Origin of the sequence: Pseudomonas baetica (genome assembly GCF_051216495.1) — a bacterium.
Lineage (GTDB): Bacteria > Pseudomonadota > Gammaproteobacteria > Pseudomonadales > Pseudomonadaceae > Aquipseudomonas > Aquipseudomonas baetica_B.
On sequence record NZ_JBPKAM010000003.1, the window covers coordinates 39,306 to 57,302 of the forward strand.

14 protein-coding genes and 1 pseudogene are annotated in these 17,997 nt (G+C 59.9%); 6 read left to right on the forward strand and 9 right to left on the reverse strand.

Annotated features, from left to right (window positions below):
• The first annotated feature begins 11 nt into the window (after nt 1–11).
• From ACSFE6_RS02630 to ACSFE6_RS02640, 3 genes and pseudogenes are all read left to right on the forward strand, one after another.
• Nucleotides 12–887 carry a metal ABC transporter substrate-binding protein gene (locus ACSFE6_RS02630; RefSeq protein WP_435426135.1) on the forward strand — a complete coding sequence of 292 codons (876 nt, stop codon included), beginning with the start codon at nt 12–14 and terminating at the stop codon, nt 885–887.
• Nucleotides 888–909: 22 nt separating this feature from the next.
• Nucleotides 910–996, forward strand: a pseudogene (locus ACSFE6_RS02635) (carbonate dehydratase); the annotation flags it as partial.
• A gap of 106 nt (nt 997–1,102) precedes the next feature.
• Nucleotides 1,103–2,008, forward strand: a complete 906-nt coding sequence (locus ACSFE6_RS02640) for a His/Gly/Thr/Pro-type tRNA ligase C-terminal domain-containing protein (protein ID WP_435426200.1) — start codon at nt 1,103–1,105, stop codon at nt 2,006–2,008.
• A gap of 100 nt (nt 2,009–2,108) precedes the next feature.
• On the opposite strand, the gene ACSFE6_RS02645 is transcribed toward ACSFE6_RS02640, so the two are convergent.
• On the reverse strand, nt 2,109–2,630 hold the full coding sequence (locus ACSFE6_RS02645) for a DUF3617 domain-containing protein (RefSeq protein ID WP_435426136.1): 522 nt from the start codon (nt 2,628–2,630) through the stop codon (nt 2,109–2,111).
• Nucleotides 2,631–2,763: 133 nt separating this feature from the next.
• Here ACSFE6_RS02645 and cls point away from each other — a divergent pair, with 133 nt between their 5' ends.
• Entirely contained in the window at nt 2,764–4,203 is a 1,440-nt protein-coding gene (gene cls, locus ACSFE6_RS02650) for a cardiolipin synthase (RefSeq protein WP_435426137.1), read from the forward strand.
• On the opposite strand, the gene cfaB is transcribed toward cls, so the two are convergent.
• From cfaB to hflK (ACSFE6_RS02675), 5 genes are all read right to left on the reverse strand, one after another.
• Nucleotides 4,200–5,384, reverse strand: a complete 1,185-nt coding sequence (gene cfaB / locus ACSFE6_RS02655; RefSeq protein ID WP_435426138.1) for a C17 cyclopropane fatty acid synthase CfaB — start codon at nt 5,382–5,384, stop codon at nt 4,200–4,202. The two genes, cls and cfaB, sit on opposite strands and share 4 nt — an antisense overlap.
• Nucleotides 5,385–5,671: 287 nt before the next feature.
• The gene (locus tag ACSFE6_RS02660) at nt 5,672–7,570 is read right to left on the reverse strand and encodes a cation-translocating P-type ATPase (RefSeq protein ID WP_435426139.1); all 1,899 of its coding nucleotides are present in this window, start codon (nt 7,568–7,570) and stop codon (nt 5,672–5,674) included.
• Nucleotides 7,567–8,625: a protease modulator HflK gene (hflK, locus tag ACSFE6_RS02665; protein ID WP_435426140.1), complete on the reverse strand. Its 1,059-nt coding sequence runs from the start codon at nt 8,623–8,625 to the stop codon at nt 7,567–7,569. Before hflK (ACSFE6_RS02665) ends, ACSFE6_RS02660 begins: the two co-directional genes overlap by 4 nt.
• On the reverse strand, nt 8,622–9,665 hold the full coding sequence (gene hflC, locus ACSFE6_RS02670) for a protease modulator HflC (RefSeq protein WP_435426141.1): 1,044 nt from the start codon (nt 9,663–9,665) through the stop codon (nt 8,622–8,624). The genes hflK (ACSFE6_RS02665) and hflC overlap by 4 nt, the downstream gene beginning before the upstream one ends.
• Nucleotides 9,662–11,620, reverse strand: coding sequence for a protease modulator HflK (hflK, locus tag ACSFE6_RS02675; protein WP_435426201.1), 1,959 nt, complete (start codon nt 11,618–11,620; stop codon nt 9,662–9,664). The genes hflC and hflK (ACSFE6_RS02675) overlap by 4 nt, the downstream gene beginning before the upstream one ends.
• A gap of 218 nt (nt 11,621–11,838) precedes the next feature.
• On the opposite strand from hflK (ACSFE6_RS02675), the gene lpdA reads away from it, so the two are divergent.
• Nucleotides 11,839–13,239: a dihydrolipoyl dehydrogenase gene (gene lpdA / locus ACSFE6_RS02680; protein WP_435426142.1), complete on the forward strand. Its 1,401-nt coding sequence runs from the start codon at nt 11,839–11,841 to the stop codon at nt 13,237–13,239.
• A 113-nt stretch (nt 13,240–13,352) separates the two neighbouring features.
• On the opposite strand, the gene ACSFE6_RS02685 is transcribed toward lpdA, so the two are convergent.
• Nucleotides 13,353–13,826, reverse strand: coding sequence for an Lrp/AsnC family transcriptional regulator (locus tag ACSFE6_RS02685; RefSeq protein ID WP_435426143.1), 474 nt, complete (start codon nt 13,824–13,826; stop codon nt 13,353–13,355).
• Between the two features lie 145 nt (nt 13,827–13,971).
• Here ACSFE6_RS02685 and ACSFE6_RS02690 point away from each other — a divergent pair, with 145 nt between their 5' ends.
• A complete protein-coding gene (locus tag ACSFE6_RS02690) occupies nt 13,972–14,601 on the forward strand; it encodes a LysE family translocator (protein WP_435426144.1) in 630 nt (209 codons plus the stop codon).
• 3 nt (nt 14,602–14,604) lie between these two features.
• Here ACSFE6_RS02690 and ACSFE6_RS02695 read toward each other — a convergent pair whose 3' ends face one another.
• Together ACSFE6_RS02695 and ACSFE6_RS02700 are read right to left on the reverse strand one after the other, a co-directional pair.
• Nucleotides 14,605–16,719 carry a hypothetical protein gene (locus ACSFE6_RS02695; RefSeq protein WP_435426145.1) on the reverse strand — a complete coding sequence of 705 codons (2,115 nt, stop codon included), beginning with the start codon at nt 16,717–16,719 and terminating at the stop codon, nt 14,605–14,607.
• Nucleotides 16,706–17,902, reverse strand: coding sequence for a DUF3142 domain-containing protein (locus ACSFE6_RS02700; protein ID WP_435426146.1), 1,197 nt, complete (start codon nt 17,900–17,902; stop codon nt 16,706–16,708). The genes ACSFE6_RS02695 and ACSFE6_RS02700 overlap by 14 nt, the downstream gene beginning before the upstream one ends.
• Between the last annotated feature and the right edge of the window lie 95 nt (nt 17,903–17,997).

Consider the following 17,997-nt stretch of genomic DNA (forward strand, 5'->3'; position numbering starts at 1 on the left):
GGTGTTACCCGATGCGCGCTTTATTCGTGCTGTTCAGTTTGATGTTATCGATGTCGTTGTCCGCGGCGGAAAAACTCCAAGTGGTCACCAGCTTCAGCATCCTCGCCGACATGACCCACCAGATCGGCGGCGATCACGTCCAGATCATCAACATGGTCGGCCCCGACGCCGATGCTCACACCTATGAGCCAACCCCGGACGACGGCCAAGCGCTGCTCAAGGCAAACCTCATCATCAAAAACGGCTTGGGATTCGAGCCATGGCTTGATCGCCTGGTGACCAGCACCGAAACCAAAGCACCTGTCATCAGCGCGAGCCAAGGCGTGATTCCGCGCTCCCTGGATGAAGACGGCGAGAAGGTTCCCGACCCCCACGCCTGGCACAACCTGGCCAACACCGAGCTGTACATCCGCAATATCACCAAAGCCTTGATCGCCGCCGACCCGGCAAACAAGGACGACTACCAGCGCAACAGCCAGGCCTACCTGAAACAGATCTACGCTTTGCTCGCTGAAGCCAAGGCCAAGCTTGGCTCACTCCCACCGGGCAACCGTAAGATCGTGACCTCCCATGACGCCTTCGGCTACCTCGGCCAAGCCTACGGAATCAACTTCATGGCGCCGCAGGGGCTGTCTACCGAACGCGAACCTTCGGCCGCTGAAGTCGCTGCGTTGATCACTCAGATTCGTCAGGCCAAGGTCAAAGCGGTGTTCATGGAGAACATCAAGGACGCTCGCTTGCTCAAGCAGATCGCTGACGAAAGTGGCGCGCAAATCGGCGGCACCCTGTACTCCGATGCGCTCGCGGCGAGCGGACCGGCCAGTACGTTTACCGGGTTGTTCGAATACAACCTCAACACCCTCTACAACGCGTTGAGCAAACCATGATCCGCATGACCAATTCCCACCAGTCAGTGCCTCGGAATTTTCTGAAAATGTGTCCCTCACCAATGTCGATCTGGTGCGTGGCTGCAAGGCCCGGCAAAATGAGTTCTGAGCTTGTAATGACAGGACACGACAAATGTCTACATGACAACGACCAGGGTTTGCCTCTACTGTTGATTCGCTAACGCGTGTGATCGATGCATCCGAGAACAATAACCATGATCCAGATCACCCTGCCCGATGGTTCATTGCGTGAGTACGACCAACCGCTGTCCGTGCATGAAGTTGCGGCCAGTATTGGCCCCGGATTGGCCAATGCAGCAGTAGCGGGTCGGGTGGACGGCGAATTGGTGGACTGTGAGTTCATGATCAAGGCGGATGCCCGGGTCAGTATCGTGACCGCGCAGGAGCCGGACGGACTGGAGATCATGCGTCGCTCCTGTTCACTGATGCTGGCGATGGCTGTCCAGCAACTCCACGCGCATGCGCAACTGCGCACGGGTTCGGCGTTGGGTGACGGATTCTATTGCGAGTTCGATGTCGAGCGCCCATTAACGACGTCGGACCTGCCAGTGATCGAGGCGCGCATGCAATCCCTGGCCGCAACCAACCACTCGATTCGCCGCCGCCCTATCCCCTCCTCTTCGGCTCCTCCCGACAATCTGTCGCTTTACCGTCTAGGGGATACCGACTATTTGACGACCGGCCCGCACGTCCCCACCACCAAGGTCTTGCAGGCGTTCGCCCTCGACCACGTCAACGGAACCTTGCAACAACGCATCTACGGTACCTGCTGGTCGAGCCACCAGGAACTGCAGCAATGGCGCCTACCGCCAAAAGTAGTGGTCGTCAGCATGGACGATCGTCAGACCGGTTATGCGCACGCGGTGACCGAGCACCTTCGTCGCGGTGGCGTGCATGCCCTTTCAGATCTGCGTAATGAAAAAGTTCGCTATAAGATCCGCCATCACAGTCAGTCAGTGCCGTACCTGGTCGTGGTTGGAGAGATGGAAAAGGTTGGCGGGTTTGTCAGTGTGCGCAGTCGCGATGGAGAGGATTTCGGAAGGATGAAGGTTGAAGCTGTGTGTGAATGGTTGGGTCAGCCTGGGAATGCCGGTATCTGAACGAACGCCTTCGCGAGCAGGCTCGCTCCCACAGTTAAGTACCATTCCCCTGTGGGAGCGAGCCGGCTCCGGGCGGCGTTCCGACGAAGCTTTTATGTTTTTAAGCTCTTGGCTTCACGGTGCCGCAATCCTGCCCCAACCACACGGCACGACTTTCAAGGCTACCCTTCTGCTGAATGCCGGTGGCATTGAACGTACCGTTGACCTTGGTGGTGAACTCACGGTCACTGAGGAACGTTGCAACGCCCGCACCCTGCGCCTTCGGACAGCTGAAACGGAATTTCCACTGGTTGCCGGTGCGATCGGTGATTTCCTGCTTGCAGCCCGATTGCGGGTCGGTCAGCGGGATATCGTCGGTCTTGACTTGCTCCGGCGTCAGGCACGCGCGAATGCCTTTGCCGCCCATGGTGATGCCCTGTTTTTCCAGCTGCGCACGCTGTTCAGGGGTCATCTGGCTTTGTAGCTGACCGAGGATCAGTTGCAGATCCGGTAGATTCTGGTCATCCACCTTCATGTTGCTGGTGGTCAACTCCCACAAACCTGGCTGCAGCATCTGCGCCTGAGCAGCCACAGGAAGTGCCAAACCCAGCGTAATGGCCAAACCCAGCAGACGAACGTTCATCGAGTAACTCCTGATCAATGGTGGCTGTTAGACGCCAGCCACGGGCTTCGGTTCATGGGCCAATTAAATAGCGACATTCTGCACGGAACATGGTCTGTTAAGCATTGAATCTTCAGGAGCAAGGCTGCCCCCCATGGATTATTTTGGACCGCACATTTTTGGCTACACCATCGCATTGCTGCACACACTGGGAACACTGGCAGCGATCCATGCCGTGTTGACCGTCCGAACCGCCCAAGGCTCCATCGCCTGGGCCTTGTCTCTGGTCTTCATGCCCTACCTGACGCTCATCCCTTATCTGGTGTTCGGTCGTAGCACTTTCGATGGTTACATCAAGGCCCGGCGCCAAGCCAACGAAGAAATGCGCAAGGCCGTCTCCGAGCTCAATTGGCGGCCATGGGTAGAGGAAGCACTCACCGCGCGCGCTTCCACCGCATACGCCTCCCTGAGAGCGATGCCGAAGCTGGGCCGCATGCCCTGCCTGGCCAACAACGACGTGCGATTGCTGATCAATGGCCGGGCCACGTTCGATGCTATTTTCAACGCCATCCGCCAGGCCAAACAGGCGGTGCTGATTCAGTTCTTCATCATTCATGACGACCGTCTCGGTCAGCGCCTGCACAACCTGTTACTGGAGAAAGCCGCCGAGGGCGTTGCGATCTATCTGCTTTATGACCGGATCGGCAGTCACTCGCTGCCCCACAGTTATGTACAGGCGTTGCGAGATGGCGGTGTCGAGGTCAAAGCCTTTGCGACCCGTAGCGGCTGGCTCAATCGCTTCCAGGTCAACTTCCGCAACCACCGCAAGATCGTGGTGGTCGACGGCATACTCGGCTTCGTCGGCGGGCATAACGTGGGCGACGAATACATGGGCGAAAAACCACCCCTGGCGCCGTGGCGCGATACCCACGTACAAGTGCGCGGACCGGTGGTGGCCTGCATGCAGGAATCCTTCGCTGAAGACTGGTTCTGGGCAGCCCGATCGTTACCGCCGCTGATTCTGCCGGAGGTCTACCCGGACACCGGCGTGCTGTGCCAAATGCTCGCCAGCGGGCCGGCGGATTCCTACGAGACCTGTTCGCTGTTCTTCGTTGAAGCCATCCACGCAGCGACCGAACGGGTGTGGATCACCAGCCCGTATTTCATCCCTGACGAACCGGTGTTCGCCGCCTTGCGCCTGGCGGTATTGCGCGGGGTCGATGTGCGGATTTTGCTGCCGTCACGGCCCGATCATCGAATCGTCTACGCAGCTTCCAGCCTCTATGCCTTCGAAGCCGTGCGCGCAGGTGTGCGGGTGTTCCGCTACGAACCCGGCTTCCTCCATCAGAAAGTGGTGCTGATCGATAACGATATCAGCGCCATTGGCAGCGCCAACATGGACAACCGTTCGTTCCGGTTGAATTTCGAAGTGATGTTGCTGACCGTCGACCATGCATTTGCCGCCAAGGTGGAGCAGATGCTCAACGATGACTTCGCCCAGGCCCACGAAATCGCAAAAGAAGAAGGCCGGGAGACCGCACGCCTGCAGCAGGTCGGCATGCGGATCGCCCGGCTCATTTCTCCAATACTCTAAGGGTTGTAGATGTCGTCCCGCGTCCACGGCAGTTCATGGCTGCCATCGGGGTGCGCCTTCACGGCAAGGATCTGGTGCAGATTGATCCAGCCCCTGGCGAATGCATAGGCGCAACCGGCCAGGTACAGGCGCCAAATCCGCAGCGCTTGCTCCGGCACCAGCTTGGCGGCGGCCTCAAGGTTGTCTTCCAGTCGTTCACTCCAGTGATCCAGGGTGCGCGCGTAGTGCAGGCGCAGGCTCTCGACATCAACGATCTCAAGCCCTGCTTCGCTGATCTCGGCAGAAATCATCGACAGGTGCGGTAGCTCACCGTTGGGGAACACATATTTCTCGATGAACTCACCGGCGCCACGGCCCACCGGACGGCCGTCGATGTGTTTGGCGGTAATCCCGTGGTTCATCACCAGGCCACCCTCTTTCACCGCGCCAAACAGGGTTTTGCAGTACTCGGCCAGGTTCGCATGACCGACGTGTTCGAACATGCCGACGCTGACCACTTTGTCGAATCGACCATCCTGTGGCAGGTCTCGGTAATCGAGCAACTGCAGTTCGACCTGGTCTTCCAATCCTTCTTCTTTTACCCGCTCCCGGGCCAGGGCCAGTTGCTCTTTACTGAGGGTGATGCCGAACACTTTCGCACCGAACTCCCGGGCGGCATAGCGTGCCAATCCGCCCCATCCGCAGCCGACATCCAGCAAATACTCGCCCGGTTGCAGTCGCAACTTGCGGCACAAGTGGCGGAATTTGGCTTGCTGCGCTTGCTCAAGGGATTCGCTGCCGGTCTCGAAATAGGCGCAGGAATAGGCCATGTCGCTGTCGAGCCACAGCTGATAAAACGCGTTGGAAAGGTCGTAATGATAGGAAATGGCCTTGGCGTCCGTCTCTTTATCGTGGGCGGTACGCACGGGCTGATTGTCCTCATCCGCCAGCAACGCCTGGCTCAATTCATCACAGACGCGGATCACATCACTGATGGAGCCTTCGAGCTCCAGTTTGCCCTCGACAAACGCTGCTCCCAATGAGCTCAGGCTTGGTTGGGTAAACTGGGTGACCATCAGTGGGTCCTTGACCACAATCGTGACGCTGGGCGTCGGCCCCAGATTGAACTCGTGGCCATCCCAGAGGCGCAGGCGTAGCGGTAACTGCAGATTCTGTAAGGCCGGTGGAAGTTGCGCGAGCATGGAAAATCCCCCTTGTTTCAGACGTCTGCTGAGAGGTTAGACCATCCTTGAAAAATAGCTGCCTATCGAATTAATAGCGGATTTCTATGATCACGACACTCTCGACAACTGGCCGAGAATTCACAGAAATGATCGCTCTTACCTTAAAGGACTACAAATTCGACGCGCAGTTCTCTAAACCTTTAACCCGTTCGATTGTAGGAGCGAGCTTGCTCGCGATGGACTCAAGCGCACCGCGTGTAGCCAGAAAACACACGTAATCGTTAACGACCATCGCGAGCTCGCTCCTACAGTTTGAGCAACGGCTCCTGAAACCGCAGCAATCGCCCGGCATTGCCCAGCACCAACAACGTGCTGAAGTTATGCAGCAACGCAGCAATCATCGCCCCAGCCGCACCCAGCCAGCCAAATGCGGCAAAGGCAACGATCGCCAGGGTCCAGCCCAGGCCGATGATCACGTTGACCTGAAGGGTTTGCCGGCACTGACGGCTCAAACGCACGCATGTACCGAGGCGACGCAGGTCGCTGCCGATCAGCACGATGTCAGCCGAAGCCAGAGCGATATCCGCACCACCCGCCCCCATGGCCACGCCGACCACGCCAGCCTTGAGGGCCAACGAGTCGTTAATGCCATCCCCCACCACCATAGGCCGGAAACCGTTACCGATTTCTTTCAGCACACGGTTGAGTTTGTCCTCGGGCAACGCCTGTGCCTCGACATCGCTGATCCCGACATCCCGCGCCAGCGTGTGCGCAACACTTTGCCGGTCGCCGGTGAGCAACAGTTGCCGACCCAAACCAAGGTCACGTAATTCATTCAGGGCAAACCTGGCTTCGGGCTTCACGCTGTCAGCCAGCAGCAGCCAGGCGAGAAACTCACCGTTAAGCGCCAGCCCGGCGATCGGGCCGTCGTGTTCGGGAACGGTTGAAGTGGGGATCTTCAATTGGGCGAACAACTCAGGTCGTCCAAGTGCAGCCTCACCCTGCTCCGTCATGGCTACCACACCCAATCCCTGCCGTTCATGGATATCCGTGAGCAACACAAAATGCTCCTGAGTCACCAATCCAGCCAGCGCACGGCTGACCGGGTGGCTGCTGGCCGAACCAAGACTGGCGGCAAGCTTCAGGACGGGACTGCGATCCTCCAACGGGCTCTCGATGGATTGCAGGCGCAAGGTGCCGAAAGTCAGGGTGCCAGTCTTGTCGACCACCAGCGAGGTCAGGTCTGCCAACTCTTCAAGAAACGCCGAGCTGCGGATCAGAATGCCGTGTCGCGCGGCCACCGCTACACCGGCAATCGCCGTGGCCGGCGCTGACAAAACCAACGCACAGGGACAGGCCGCTACCAATACCGCGAGCATGGCCTGGGCATCGTTGGTGATGAACCAGGTGACCGCTGCCAGCAGCAACACCAGCACCATGTAGCTGCCGGCGTAGCGCTCCAGCAGTCGCGTGATCGGCGGCTTGGAACGCTCGGCGTTTTGCATCAGCGCGATCACTTTACCAAGGGTCGACTCGTGGCCGGTACGGGTCACTTCGATGCGCAGCAGGCCATCAAGGTTGATGGCCCCACCAAACACCGTCATGCCGATGCCCGCCTCTACCGGCACTGATTCGCCGGTGATGGAGGCGGTGTCGAGACTCGCCTGACCGGACAACACCCGACCATCCGCCGGCACCCGATCACCCGCGCGCACCTCAACCCGGTCGCCGGTCTTGAGCGTGCCGTTGTCGACTTCAACAATGGAGCCGTCGTCCTGAATCTTTCGTGCATGGCTGCGCGTCAGTTTTCCCAAGGCGTGAATCGCTTCCTGCGAACCGATCACGCTGCGCTCTTCCAGCACATGGCCAAAGATCATGATGATTGGCAGCAGTGCCGCCGTCAGCAGATCGCCGGTCGCCCAGGCACCGAGCATGGCCAGGGCGATCAACTGATCGGTGATGCCGTGCAGACTCGGATAGCGCAGGCTGTACCAGGCTGAACGCATGACGGGTACGGCCACCAGCACGGAAGCGACACCCAGCAGTAGTTGGCTGACACCGGTCTGTTCGGGCGACAACCAGCGCCAGACCAAGCCCAAGGCGAGCAAGCCAAGGGCGAGCATGGCCAGAGTCAACTGGCGTGCGGCGCTGCGTTGTTCGGCCGAGGACAACAGGCTCGGGGCAGCGGCGGTTTGCGCAGTCATTGTGAAGCTCCCTGAATGATCAGGCGGGAATCGTCTTTCGGATCGACCGTGGTCACCGACCCCGCCTGACCCAGAATTTTCGGCATCCGCTCGCGGTAAATCCGCAGCAACATTTGCGGGTCGGTGCCCTGCTGTTGTGCCTTGGCCAGACTCAATACCGTGGCGGTGTCGGCAGACGCTTTGGCCAAACGCTCACTCGCCTGAGCGTGGGCGACCTGCAGTGTTCGATCAGCCTGTTCGTTGGCGGTCTGGGTGAGTTTCTCGGCTTCGGTACGCGCGTTGGCCACCGCTTTGTCGGCTTGCTGGCTGGCGGTCAGCACGGCGTTGAAAGCGTTCACCGCTGGGCCGGGCAAACTCGATTGCACATCGACCCGCGCGACTTCGATTCCTAACCCCTGCCCGGTTGTCGCCAGCTCGGCCAGCCTTTGGTTGATGGCCTGCACCAAGTCGCCGCGCAAGCGCTCACGCCTTTCTGCTGCCTTGCTATCGGCACCGATGAGCTCCGGTCGCGCCACCAAAATGGTGTCCAGATCACGGGCCGCCGTCAGTGCCAATGCGCTGCGAGTGACCAGTCGATCCAGGGCCGGCAGCACGTGTTCGCCTTGCAGCACAAAAGCGTAGGGATCGGTGACTTTGTAAAACACCCGCACATCCAGTTGCACCACCCCGGCATCACCGGTCAGCAGGTAACCGGACCCTGCCAGTGCATCACTGATCGGCGTGGCAAAACTCGCGACGCGATCGGCTTGCAATGCCGCATCACTGCGCAGCAGATTTTCCACACGACGCTCGATGACCCGTTCTGCCGCTGGCAACAAAATCACCTGTTCAAACGGTCGCGGCCAGGCCAACAACAACCCGGCATTCTGGATGCGATCCAGCGCGCCAAAATGCAAAACTACCGCACGATTTTGCGGATCGATCTGCCGCACGTTGGAGAAAGCCCACGCCAAAGCGGTCAGGACCGTCACGCCGTATAACGCGAGAAATGCCAGGCGCCCGGCCTGAATCCAGGGACTGCTCAACGCATGTGTTCCACGTGGAACCCCACTCATGGTTGCGGCCCGGATTTGTTTTCTAGACTCGGCGGACCGTCCACCAGCACCCGGAATGGCGCGGCATCGGTGCGCAGAATCAGTTTTGTCCCCGGCGTGACCACCGTGCCCAAGGTGTCGAGCGAACGCAGCAAGTTGTAGAGCTGCGGTGAACCGGCATAGGCACGTCCGTAGATCTGCGCGGCCTCAACTCGAGATTGAGCTTCTATATCCGCCGCCTTCACCGTGGCATCGGCCTGCACGATCCGCGCATCACGTTCGGCAGCAGAACGAATTTGCGCGGCTTCACGCTTGCCAATGGCAGTGCGCTCGGTGGCAATGGTTTCACGCTCGGCACGCATGCGATCGACCGTCGCAGTGAGCGTGACGGAGGGCAGGGTCAGGCGTTCGATACCGACCTGCAACACACGCACGCCATAGGTGGTGAGCAATTGCTGATCGATTTGCTTGCGCAGTTGCGTTTCGAAATCGGCGATGCGGACCTGACTGGCATCGGTGTTGACCAGATTGGCCAGATCAAAACTGCTGGCTGTGGTTTCCAGTGCCGAGCCGACAAAGGTGCGAATCTGCCGTGCCGCTTCGTCCGGCTGGTTTTGCACGGCGCGCATGAAGCGCTGCACATTGTCCGGGTCGCCCTGCACCTGCCAGGCTACATACGCCTGAACGATGATGCGCAGACCGTCCCGTGTACCCACGTCTTGCAAGCCACTGGACGTGGTGCGCAGCCGCAGATCCACCGGTATCGCTGCTTCGAACGGTGCCGGCCAGCGCCAGCCAAGCCCCGGCTCCAGCAACACCCGCGAAGGGTTACCGAAACGCGTGATCACGGTGGCCTCCCCCGACCTCACCTGCACCAGACTCGCTGCCGCAACGGCGAACGCCACAAGCAACGCCGCCCATCCCATTCGCCGCCAGGGAAACGGACCTGCTTCTTGTGGGTCGCCGTGATGGTGATGGTGGTGACCGTGGTGGTGATGCCCACCATGGCCATGATCGTGGCCGGCGTGATCATCATGATCATGAGTGTGAGTCTGGCTCAATGGGCAGCTCCTGGCTGAGCGGTTTGACGGGACGGCGCAGGGTCAGCCGGCAACGTGAAGGTACGCAGGTCGATGGTCGGCGCATTGCTGCTACCACCCAGACGATGATCGAGCACCAGCAACCTGGCGTTGGCCAGGCCCTGGGAAAGTTGACTGAGGTACTGCTCCAGCACAAAGGCCTGCCCGGCGCTGGCATAAGCCTTCTGCTCGGCTGCAAATTTAAGGTCGGCCGCTTGCGCCCCCGCACTGATTTCACGAGCGCTAGCCGTTGCTTGATCCCGCGCGATGCTGGCCTGCAACTGCGCCTGGTTGGTGGCTTCGGAGGCTGCTCCGCGTTCACGGGCAATCAAGGCCTGTGCACCGATCTGCGCCGCTTGCACACCGTGATAGGCATTGGCGGCGCCCGCCGGCGGGTGAATCGCTTCGACCACCGTGGCAAGGATTTCCACGCCGCTGTGAAGTGTGCTCAAGTCCGCCTGCACCGCGCGACCGATCTCTTCGGCAAGCCCAACACGGTCTTCGCCGAGCAATCCGTCGAGGGTTCGCGAAGCGAAGTCATGAACCAGAATCCGGCTGGCGGTGCTGCGGATCAGTGTCGGTACATCGGCGCTGTTGTAAGTCGCCGCCAATGCTGCTTGATCGCTCAGACCGATGCGATAGACGAAACGCACGTCCATGTTGACGATCTGAAAGCTCTGCTGGTCGGCGCGGCTGCTGGCGATCACCTGGGACTTGTCATTTACATGGCTCGCGTCCCACAAACGGTTGGCAGTGATCGGCGCCGGCCCCTCAGCAGGGTCAGCCTGCATCGGTGCAGGCGATTCGCCGACACTGGTGGCCAACTCGTGAACCACGCCGTTTTCGACACTCAGCACCCGACCCAACGGCCATGGCAAACCCGCGTGCAAACCCGGACCGAACACCGCCACCGGCTTACCAAAACGCTCGTACACGCCCCGCCCTTGCAGCGGTATTTCGTGGATGCCGGTGAGTGACCAGCCGACAACCCCAACAACAGCCAGCACCGGTAAAAACGCACGGCGCATGTACGTGAACGCCCAGATCTGCCGCAGATCGATACCGAAACGGTTGTGCAACTCGTGCTGCAACGCCAGCAATGGCTGCGGTGGCCAGCGCAACATGTCGGCAACAAAACTGCGCGCCAGCAATGCTGGTTCAAGTTGTTCACGACGGGGACTGAACAATGACAGTACGGCGCGTAGCAGCAACTCGATGGCGACCAACCCCGGCAGCAGTCCGATCAGCACCGCCAGACGCACGGGCCAGATCGAGGTTTCATTGGCAAACAGCAGGCAAAGCGCACCGAGCACCAGACTGATAATGGCGATCCGCGTCAGTTGCGCCAATGCTCCCGCTTCGGGCCATTGAGCGGCATTTTCCTGGGCCAGGTGCCGCTCCAGCACCAGCAAACTGAAAGCCAGCAACAGTGCCAGGGCCGCGCCAACAGTAGCTGACAACCCCAAGGCAGCAGCGGGCAATCCAAGGTTCCAGGCCTGTTCCACGCATAGCAGCGCCAGCAATGCCCAACCGCCGAACCACAGCGTCGGCGCGCCGATCTGCCTCATTAGATGAAGCCATCGCTGGCCCAAACGATCCAGCAGTCGTTCGTACCAGCCAATCGGAGACTCGACTTCTTCAGTCACAACCACAGGTTCCGCGGGATTCAACGCCCGCGCCCGCCATTGCGTCACCCACCACGCTGATTGCAGGCCCGCCACCGATACCAGGAGCGCAGCGCTGAGATTGAACAACAACGCCGGCCAAAGAGATTGCGGCGCAAACAGCCCGACAAAGAACCCCAGCACCAACCCCGAGGCCGCCAGCACACCGAAGCCAATCGCGAGCTGGCGCAATCGTCGCCCTTGAAAAACTGCCTGCTGAAAGCGCGGTAGCTCGGTTACCTGCACCCCTTCCACATCGAGATCGACTTGCATACCACCCCAGTGCTCAGCTTTGCTCACATCGCAATTCGTTACGATATAACGAAATCGGTGAAATTTTCGTGTTCATTCGCGCTATCTAAAGATGCCCAACCTGTCGCTTCGCTGAAGCCTTGACCGAAATGCGTGAAAACACACATATTACGTTCGTAATTTTATTCAAGGACTACGTTTACCCCTCTCGCCCCCCTTCAAGATCCAGGAGTAGATCCATGAGCACCTATGATGTCGTGATACTCGGTGGTGGCCCCGGCGGCTACAACGCAGCGATTCGCGCAGGCCAACTGGGTTTGAAAGCGGCTTGCGTAGAAGGACGCGCCACCCTCGGCGGCACGTGCCTGAATGTCGGCTGCATGCCCTCCAAGGCGCTGCTGCACGCCTCCGAACTGTACGACGCGGCCATGGGAGCGGAATTCGCCAACCTGGGCATCGAGGTCAAACCCAGCCTCAATCTCGCCCAGATGATGAAACAGAAAGATGAAAGCGTGACCGGGTTGACCAAGGGCATCGAGTTTCTCTTTCGCAAAAACAAGGTCGACTGGATCAAAGGCTGGGGCCACATCGACGGACCGGGCAAAGTTACGGTAACGGACAGCGCAGGCAGCAAGACCGAGCTGAGCGCCAAGGACATCATTATCGCCACCGGCTCCGAGCCCACTCCCCTGCCCGGCGTGGACATCGATAACAAGCGCATCCTGGATTCCACCGGCGCACTGTCACTGGCGCAAGTGCCGAAGCACCTGGTGGTGATCGGCGCTGGCGTGATCGGACTGGAGCTGGGCTCGGTGTGGCGACGTTTGGGCGCACAGGTGACCGTGGTCGAGTTCCTTGACCGAATCTGCCCCGGCGTGGACGGTGAAGCGGGGAAAACCCTGCAGCGCTCATTGAGCAAACAAGGCATCAGCTTCAAGTTGAGTTCGAAGGTGACCCGCGCGACAACATCCGACACCGGCGTCCAGCTCAGTGTTGAGCCCGCCGCGGGCGGCACCGCCGAAACGCTCGAAGCCGATTACGTGCTGGTGGCCATCGGGCGCCGGCCTTATACACAGGGTCTGGGCCTGGAGAACGTCGGCCTCGCCACCGACAAACGCGGCATGCTCGCCAATAAGGACCATCGCACCGAGGCCGCCGGCGTCTGGGTGATCGGCGATGTGACATCCGGACCGATGCTCGCGCACAAGGCCGAAGACGAAGCCATGGCCTGCGTCGAGCAGATTGTCGGCAAGGCCGGCGAAGTTAACTACGAGCTGATTCCCAACGTGATCTACACCAAGCCCGAACTGGCCAGCGTGGGCAAGACCGAGGAACAACTGAAAGCCGAGGGCCGGGCGTACAAGGTCGGCAAATTCCCCTTCACCGCCAACAGCCGGGCGAAGATCAACCATGAAACCGAAGGTTTCGCCAAAGTATTGGCCGATGAGCGCACCGACGAAATCCTCGGCGTGCACCTGGTCGGGCCTAGCGTCAGTGAAATGATTGGCGAATATTGCGTGGCCATGGAGTTCAGCGCCTCAGCCGAAGACATTGCCCTGACCTGCCATCCACATCCAACCCGCTCCGAGGCGTTGCGCCAAGCGGCGATGAATGTGGAGGGGATGGCGACGCAGATGTAAGCCTGTTGGCCCGCTGTGCGCGGACTACCGCTTTCGCGAGCAGGCTCGCTCCCACAGGAAATCACCGAGGTACTGTGGGAGCGAGCCTGCTCGCGAACGAAGTCAACCCGGTATCAAGCGGGCAGATGCCCCAACGGCAACGCCCCCGGTGCCTTCACCGTGTGAATCGCAAAGTTGCTGCGGATATCGCTCACTCCCGGCAACTTGAGCAAGCATCCCGTGAGAAAGCGGTCATAGGCACGCAGGTCCGGGACCACCACTTGCAGTAGAAAATCCGATTCCCCCGACACCAGAAACGCCGAGACCACCTCAGGCAGCGCCGTCACTGCCAGGCGAAAGGCTTCGGCCTGTTCGTCGTTATGGCGCTCGACTTTCACGCCAACGAACACGGTCAACCCGAGCCCGACTTCATCGCGATCCAGGTTGGCCTGATAGCCCCGAATCACTCCGGCGTCTTCCAGCATCCTTACCCGGCGCAAGCAGGGTGACGCGGAAAGACCGATCTCGTCGGCCAGTTGCACATTGCTCAAGCGACCGTCCCGTTGCAGCGCGGCGAGGATCTTTCGGTCGTAGGCATCGAGTTTCATTATTTGGCAGATCCAGAGAGATTATCGGTCATTTAATAGCAGGTTATGCCAAACGAACGCGCTTTAGAAGCCAACTACGCAAGCACCTGCCCCGCCCCTTCGCCCTAGACTGGCCGTACCGAATCGACAACGAATGGGGTGCAACATGACAGGTCTCTGGCTGTTTTTCATGGCGCTGGCGGTGGTGTACCTATTGCCCGGCCCTGACATGATCCTGCTGTTGCAGACCGGCGCCCGCCAGGGCAAAGGTACGGCACTGGCCACCGCCGTGGGTTTGGCCATCGCACGAGGTTGTCATGTAGCGTTGGCGGCACTGGGTCTGGCGGCCCTTTTCAAAGCGGCACCCTGGACCTTCGATGCGGTACGCCTGGCTGGCGCCGCTTACCTGCTGTGGATCGGCATCCAGTGCCTGCGCACGACCCTGTTGCCGACCCTGAACGGTTCGAATTCAACCGACGAGAAACCGCAATATCGGGAAGCCATCCAACGTGGCTTGCTGACCAACCTGCTAAACCCCAAGGCCTTGCTGTTCTGCTCGGTGCTACTGCCACAGTTCATTGATCCCCACACAGGACCGGTACTCGCCCAATTCGCCACTCTGGGAGTAGTGCTAGTGGCCGTGGGATTACTGTTCGACAGCGCTTATGCCCTGACCGGTGCCGCGCTCGGCCGATGGTTGCAACGCAGTCCATCGGCCCAACGCTTGCAGCAATGGCTGTTCGGCAGTCTGTTAATCGGTTTCGCCGTGCGGCTAACCTTCGCTCAGCAGGCTTGAGATTCACCGGACCTTGCGGCGGCGAATGATCAGCATCAGCCCCGCTGCCGCAACGGCCAACACACCACCGACCTGCAGAGCTGTTTTGTATGGTTTTAGTGTTGAACGAACCGCATCGGTGACCTGGGTGACATAACGCTTGTCAGCGTTGTCGAAGTCGGGATACGGACATTGATGACCGAAATCCGCCGCCCATGGCACAAACGGGCCTTCTTTGACGTAGCGCTGATAGAGGGCACTTTGCTCATCCAGGCTGCTGTTCCACCCGGCCGCTTCGCACAGCACAGCGGCAAACGCCTGGCTGGTGTGGGGCAAATTGTCGGCGGCGCGACTGGCCAATGCCGTGGCGACAAACCGGTAGTGGTAGCGTTGATCGGGTTGCGCGGCGCTGGCCTGCTGACGCTTCACTTCGTCCTCAGCCACCAGCGGCCCGACTTTCAATTCAGTATTTTCAAGGCTGTAGTTACCCCCGAACGTGGCGTAATCCGGGGCCATTTCATAACCGAGGATATCCATGCCCCACTCGCGCGCCGTCCAGGCAGAATTGAACAGTGCAGCGGCGCGACGCGTTGGCCACCACGCCGAATCGGCAGCCAGGCGTTGCTGGCCATACAACCTGGCTTTGTGGCGCAGCCCGTCGTTGTCGAAATAAGCCGGTGCTTCCTCATAGTGGCCCTCACGCAGTAATCGCCGCCCGAGCAAATTGCGCAAACTCGCCGCCACTGGCAACGGTACATAGTTGTCGCGCTCCTGTTGAGTCAACGGCGGTGGCGCCGGCACTTGGGTGTCGACGTAGTGCTTGAGTTCATCAAGGGTCAGCACCCTTTCGGCCACGGTTGCCGCATCGAACCAATAGATGTCTTTGCTGCGATAGAGCTGATCGAACGCTTGCAGATAATCCCCGCGCTGCAGGGCCAGGATCGCGCTTTCGCCTTCGACCCGACACTTGGGCTGCAAGGATTCGAAAGCCCAGTCCGGGGTCCTTCGCTCGCCCCAGGATTCACTCTGCGGGAAGGCCTGGGCTGCTTTCGCGTACGCTGCAGCAGCCGCATTTTTATCGCCATCGCGCACCGCCAGTTTGGCCCGCAACCACCAGGCCAGGCCGCCATCGCCAGCGTGTTCGAGAAACGCCTTGGCGCTAGCGTAATCGCCCTGTTGATAATTCAGTGCGGCCAAGCGATCGGCGTTGTCGAGACTGCCGTGTGTGCTGCCTTGCAGGAGCTTGACCAGTTTTTGCTCGTTCGGCGGCTGATCACCGAACGACCAACCCAGTCGACTGATCAACGACGCAGTCACCAGTTGCTGCACCGGTTGATGCTTGAGCAAGTCCGCCAGTTGCGCCTCGGGCATCGTCGCTAGATCGGCCGCCAACAATTTCAACGAGGTGTAGCCCACTGTCGAACCATGGCGGTTTTGCGTAGCGTAGAGTTCGATGGCGCTGTTCCAGTCACCGGCGGTGCGAGCCACACGGGCCTCTTCACCGAGGCTGGCGACACCCAGTTCCAGCGGATCGCTGAAACCCTCGATACTCAGTTGCCGGGTTTGCTCAAACGCCTTTCTTGAGCGTGTCAGCAGATCGGAATCTGCTCCCGTCTGCGCGCTCATGGCAAACAACACCCGCCCCAACGAATACGCCGCCCAGGTGCTGCGTAATGCTCTCTGATCTGCCGGCAGTGCCAGTACTTTCTGAAAATACTCCGCCGCCAAACCCTGGTCATCGGCAGCAAAGGCTACAGCGCCGGCCAGATACAACCTGAGTTCGGCAGGCAGACTCGCGCCTTGCGCTTCAACCTGACGGGCATCGATTAGACCACGCAACTGCGTCACCAAGGCTTGTTGCTCGGCACTCAAACCGACTTGCTCGGCCTGGCTGCGCTGTTCTGCATAGTCCGTGGCGTCCATGCCATAGGTGATTTCGCTGACACTTTTCAGACCCGCGATCCCATGACCAAGCCGATTGATCTCAAAGCGGAAGTTACCTTCCGGCATTTCGGCCAACGACTGGTCACGGTTGTCCAGCAGGCGCATGGGGAAGTCCGGGCCGCAAGCCAACGCCGAACCCAGCGGCAGGCTGAGGCTCAGGCACAACAGATGACATGGCCAGTTACGGGTGAACATTCGACGCTCCTTGATCAACGTTTGCGCAGCGCGCCCAACCGATTGCGCGCTGCCCGCCGGCCGCTATCCGACCTTCGCGCAGGCGAGTGAAGGTAAGCAGATCCGGACTTTGTTGCAATGTATAACCGGCCAGCGCGTCGGCCCCCTCACACCCCCGAACCGCAAGCGTCAGGCGCTCGGGCCAGGCTCTGTCGAGGTTGCCCTCGTTACGGATGCCGATCTCGTAGAGTCCTTTTTGCGTCAAGAGGTTCAGCGTCAGTTGACTGCCAAGGGCATCACCACGGGCCACTGCACGCAGGGTGGTCAGGCTCCAGGCTCGGCGGTCGTTGGTCAGTGGCAAGCGAAACCAGATCAGGCCCGCCAGATGCGCTGGCGGATCAGAACGCAATTGGGTGTTGAGCTGACTCAGTTGCCGAGGATCGGCGAGCAACTCCCGACGCTCACCCGCACGCTCGATGGTCACTTCACTTTCTACGATAGGCGCGCCGCCGGCATCCGGTAGCAGCGCTACGCCATAGGCCGGCAGTGCCAGATAGAATCGTTTGGTAGTGATACGGCTCCAAGCCTCGGACCACTGCCGCGCCTGATCCGGATCAAACAAGCCAAGACGTGGATCACTCACGGCATGCACCTGCAACACACTGCTATCGACTGTGGATAAGAGTGCGGGCAACTCGGGGCTGCCTAGCCAGGCCGGCAATGCCGTGATGCTCAGTGGCAAAGTGGCCGGAAGCACTTCGCGCAGGTGCGTCAGAAACTCACGGTAGGCCGGTAGCCGCGCGCTACCCGCATCATGATCGATCTCCACACCGGCGAGGCTTAGCCCCTGTGCCTGCCAATCACCGATCACCAGCTGAATCTGCGTCGTGACCTCGTCCTGATTCAGCGACTTCAGTTGTCCATCAAGACGAATCACCGCAATCACTGGTCGACCGTCCTGCTTGAGCATGACCGGATCAATCCGCGTCCGACTCCAGCCTGCTTGTGGGAAAGCCTGCAACGCCAGCACGCGCAAGGTCGAGAAGTCTGCACGACTGTCTCTCAAGGCCGCCTCATGGGCCGGTGTCCATTGCCGTTGCCAGACGTAAAGCTGCTGATCGAGCGGTGGTGCATCTTGTCGTTCGCAACCGTTGAGCAGCGCCAGCGCCATCAACCCGATTATCCAGCGAGTAAGAGAAACCATGAAAACGCCTGTCCCTGAAATGCACAAAGGGCCTATTACGGCCCTTCTTCGTTCTGCTCATTACCCTACTCACCCTGCGGCTGGCGAGCAATGTT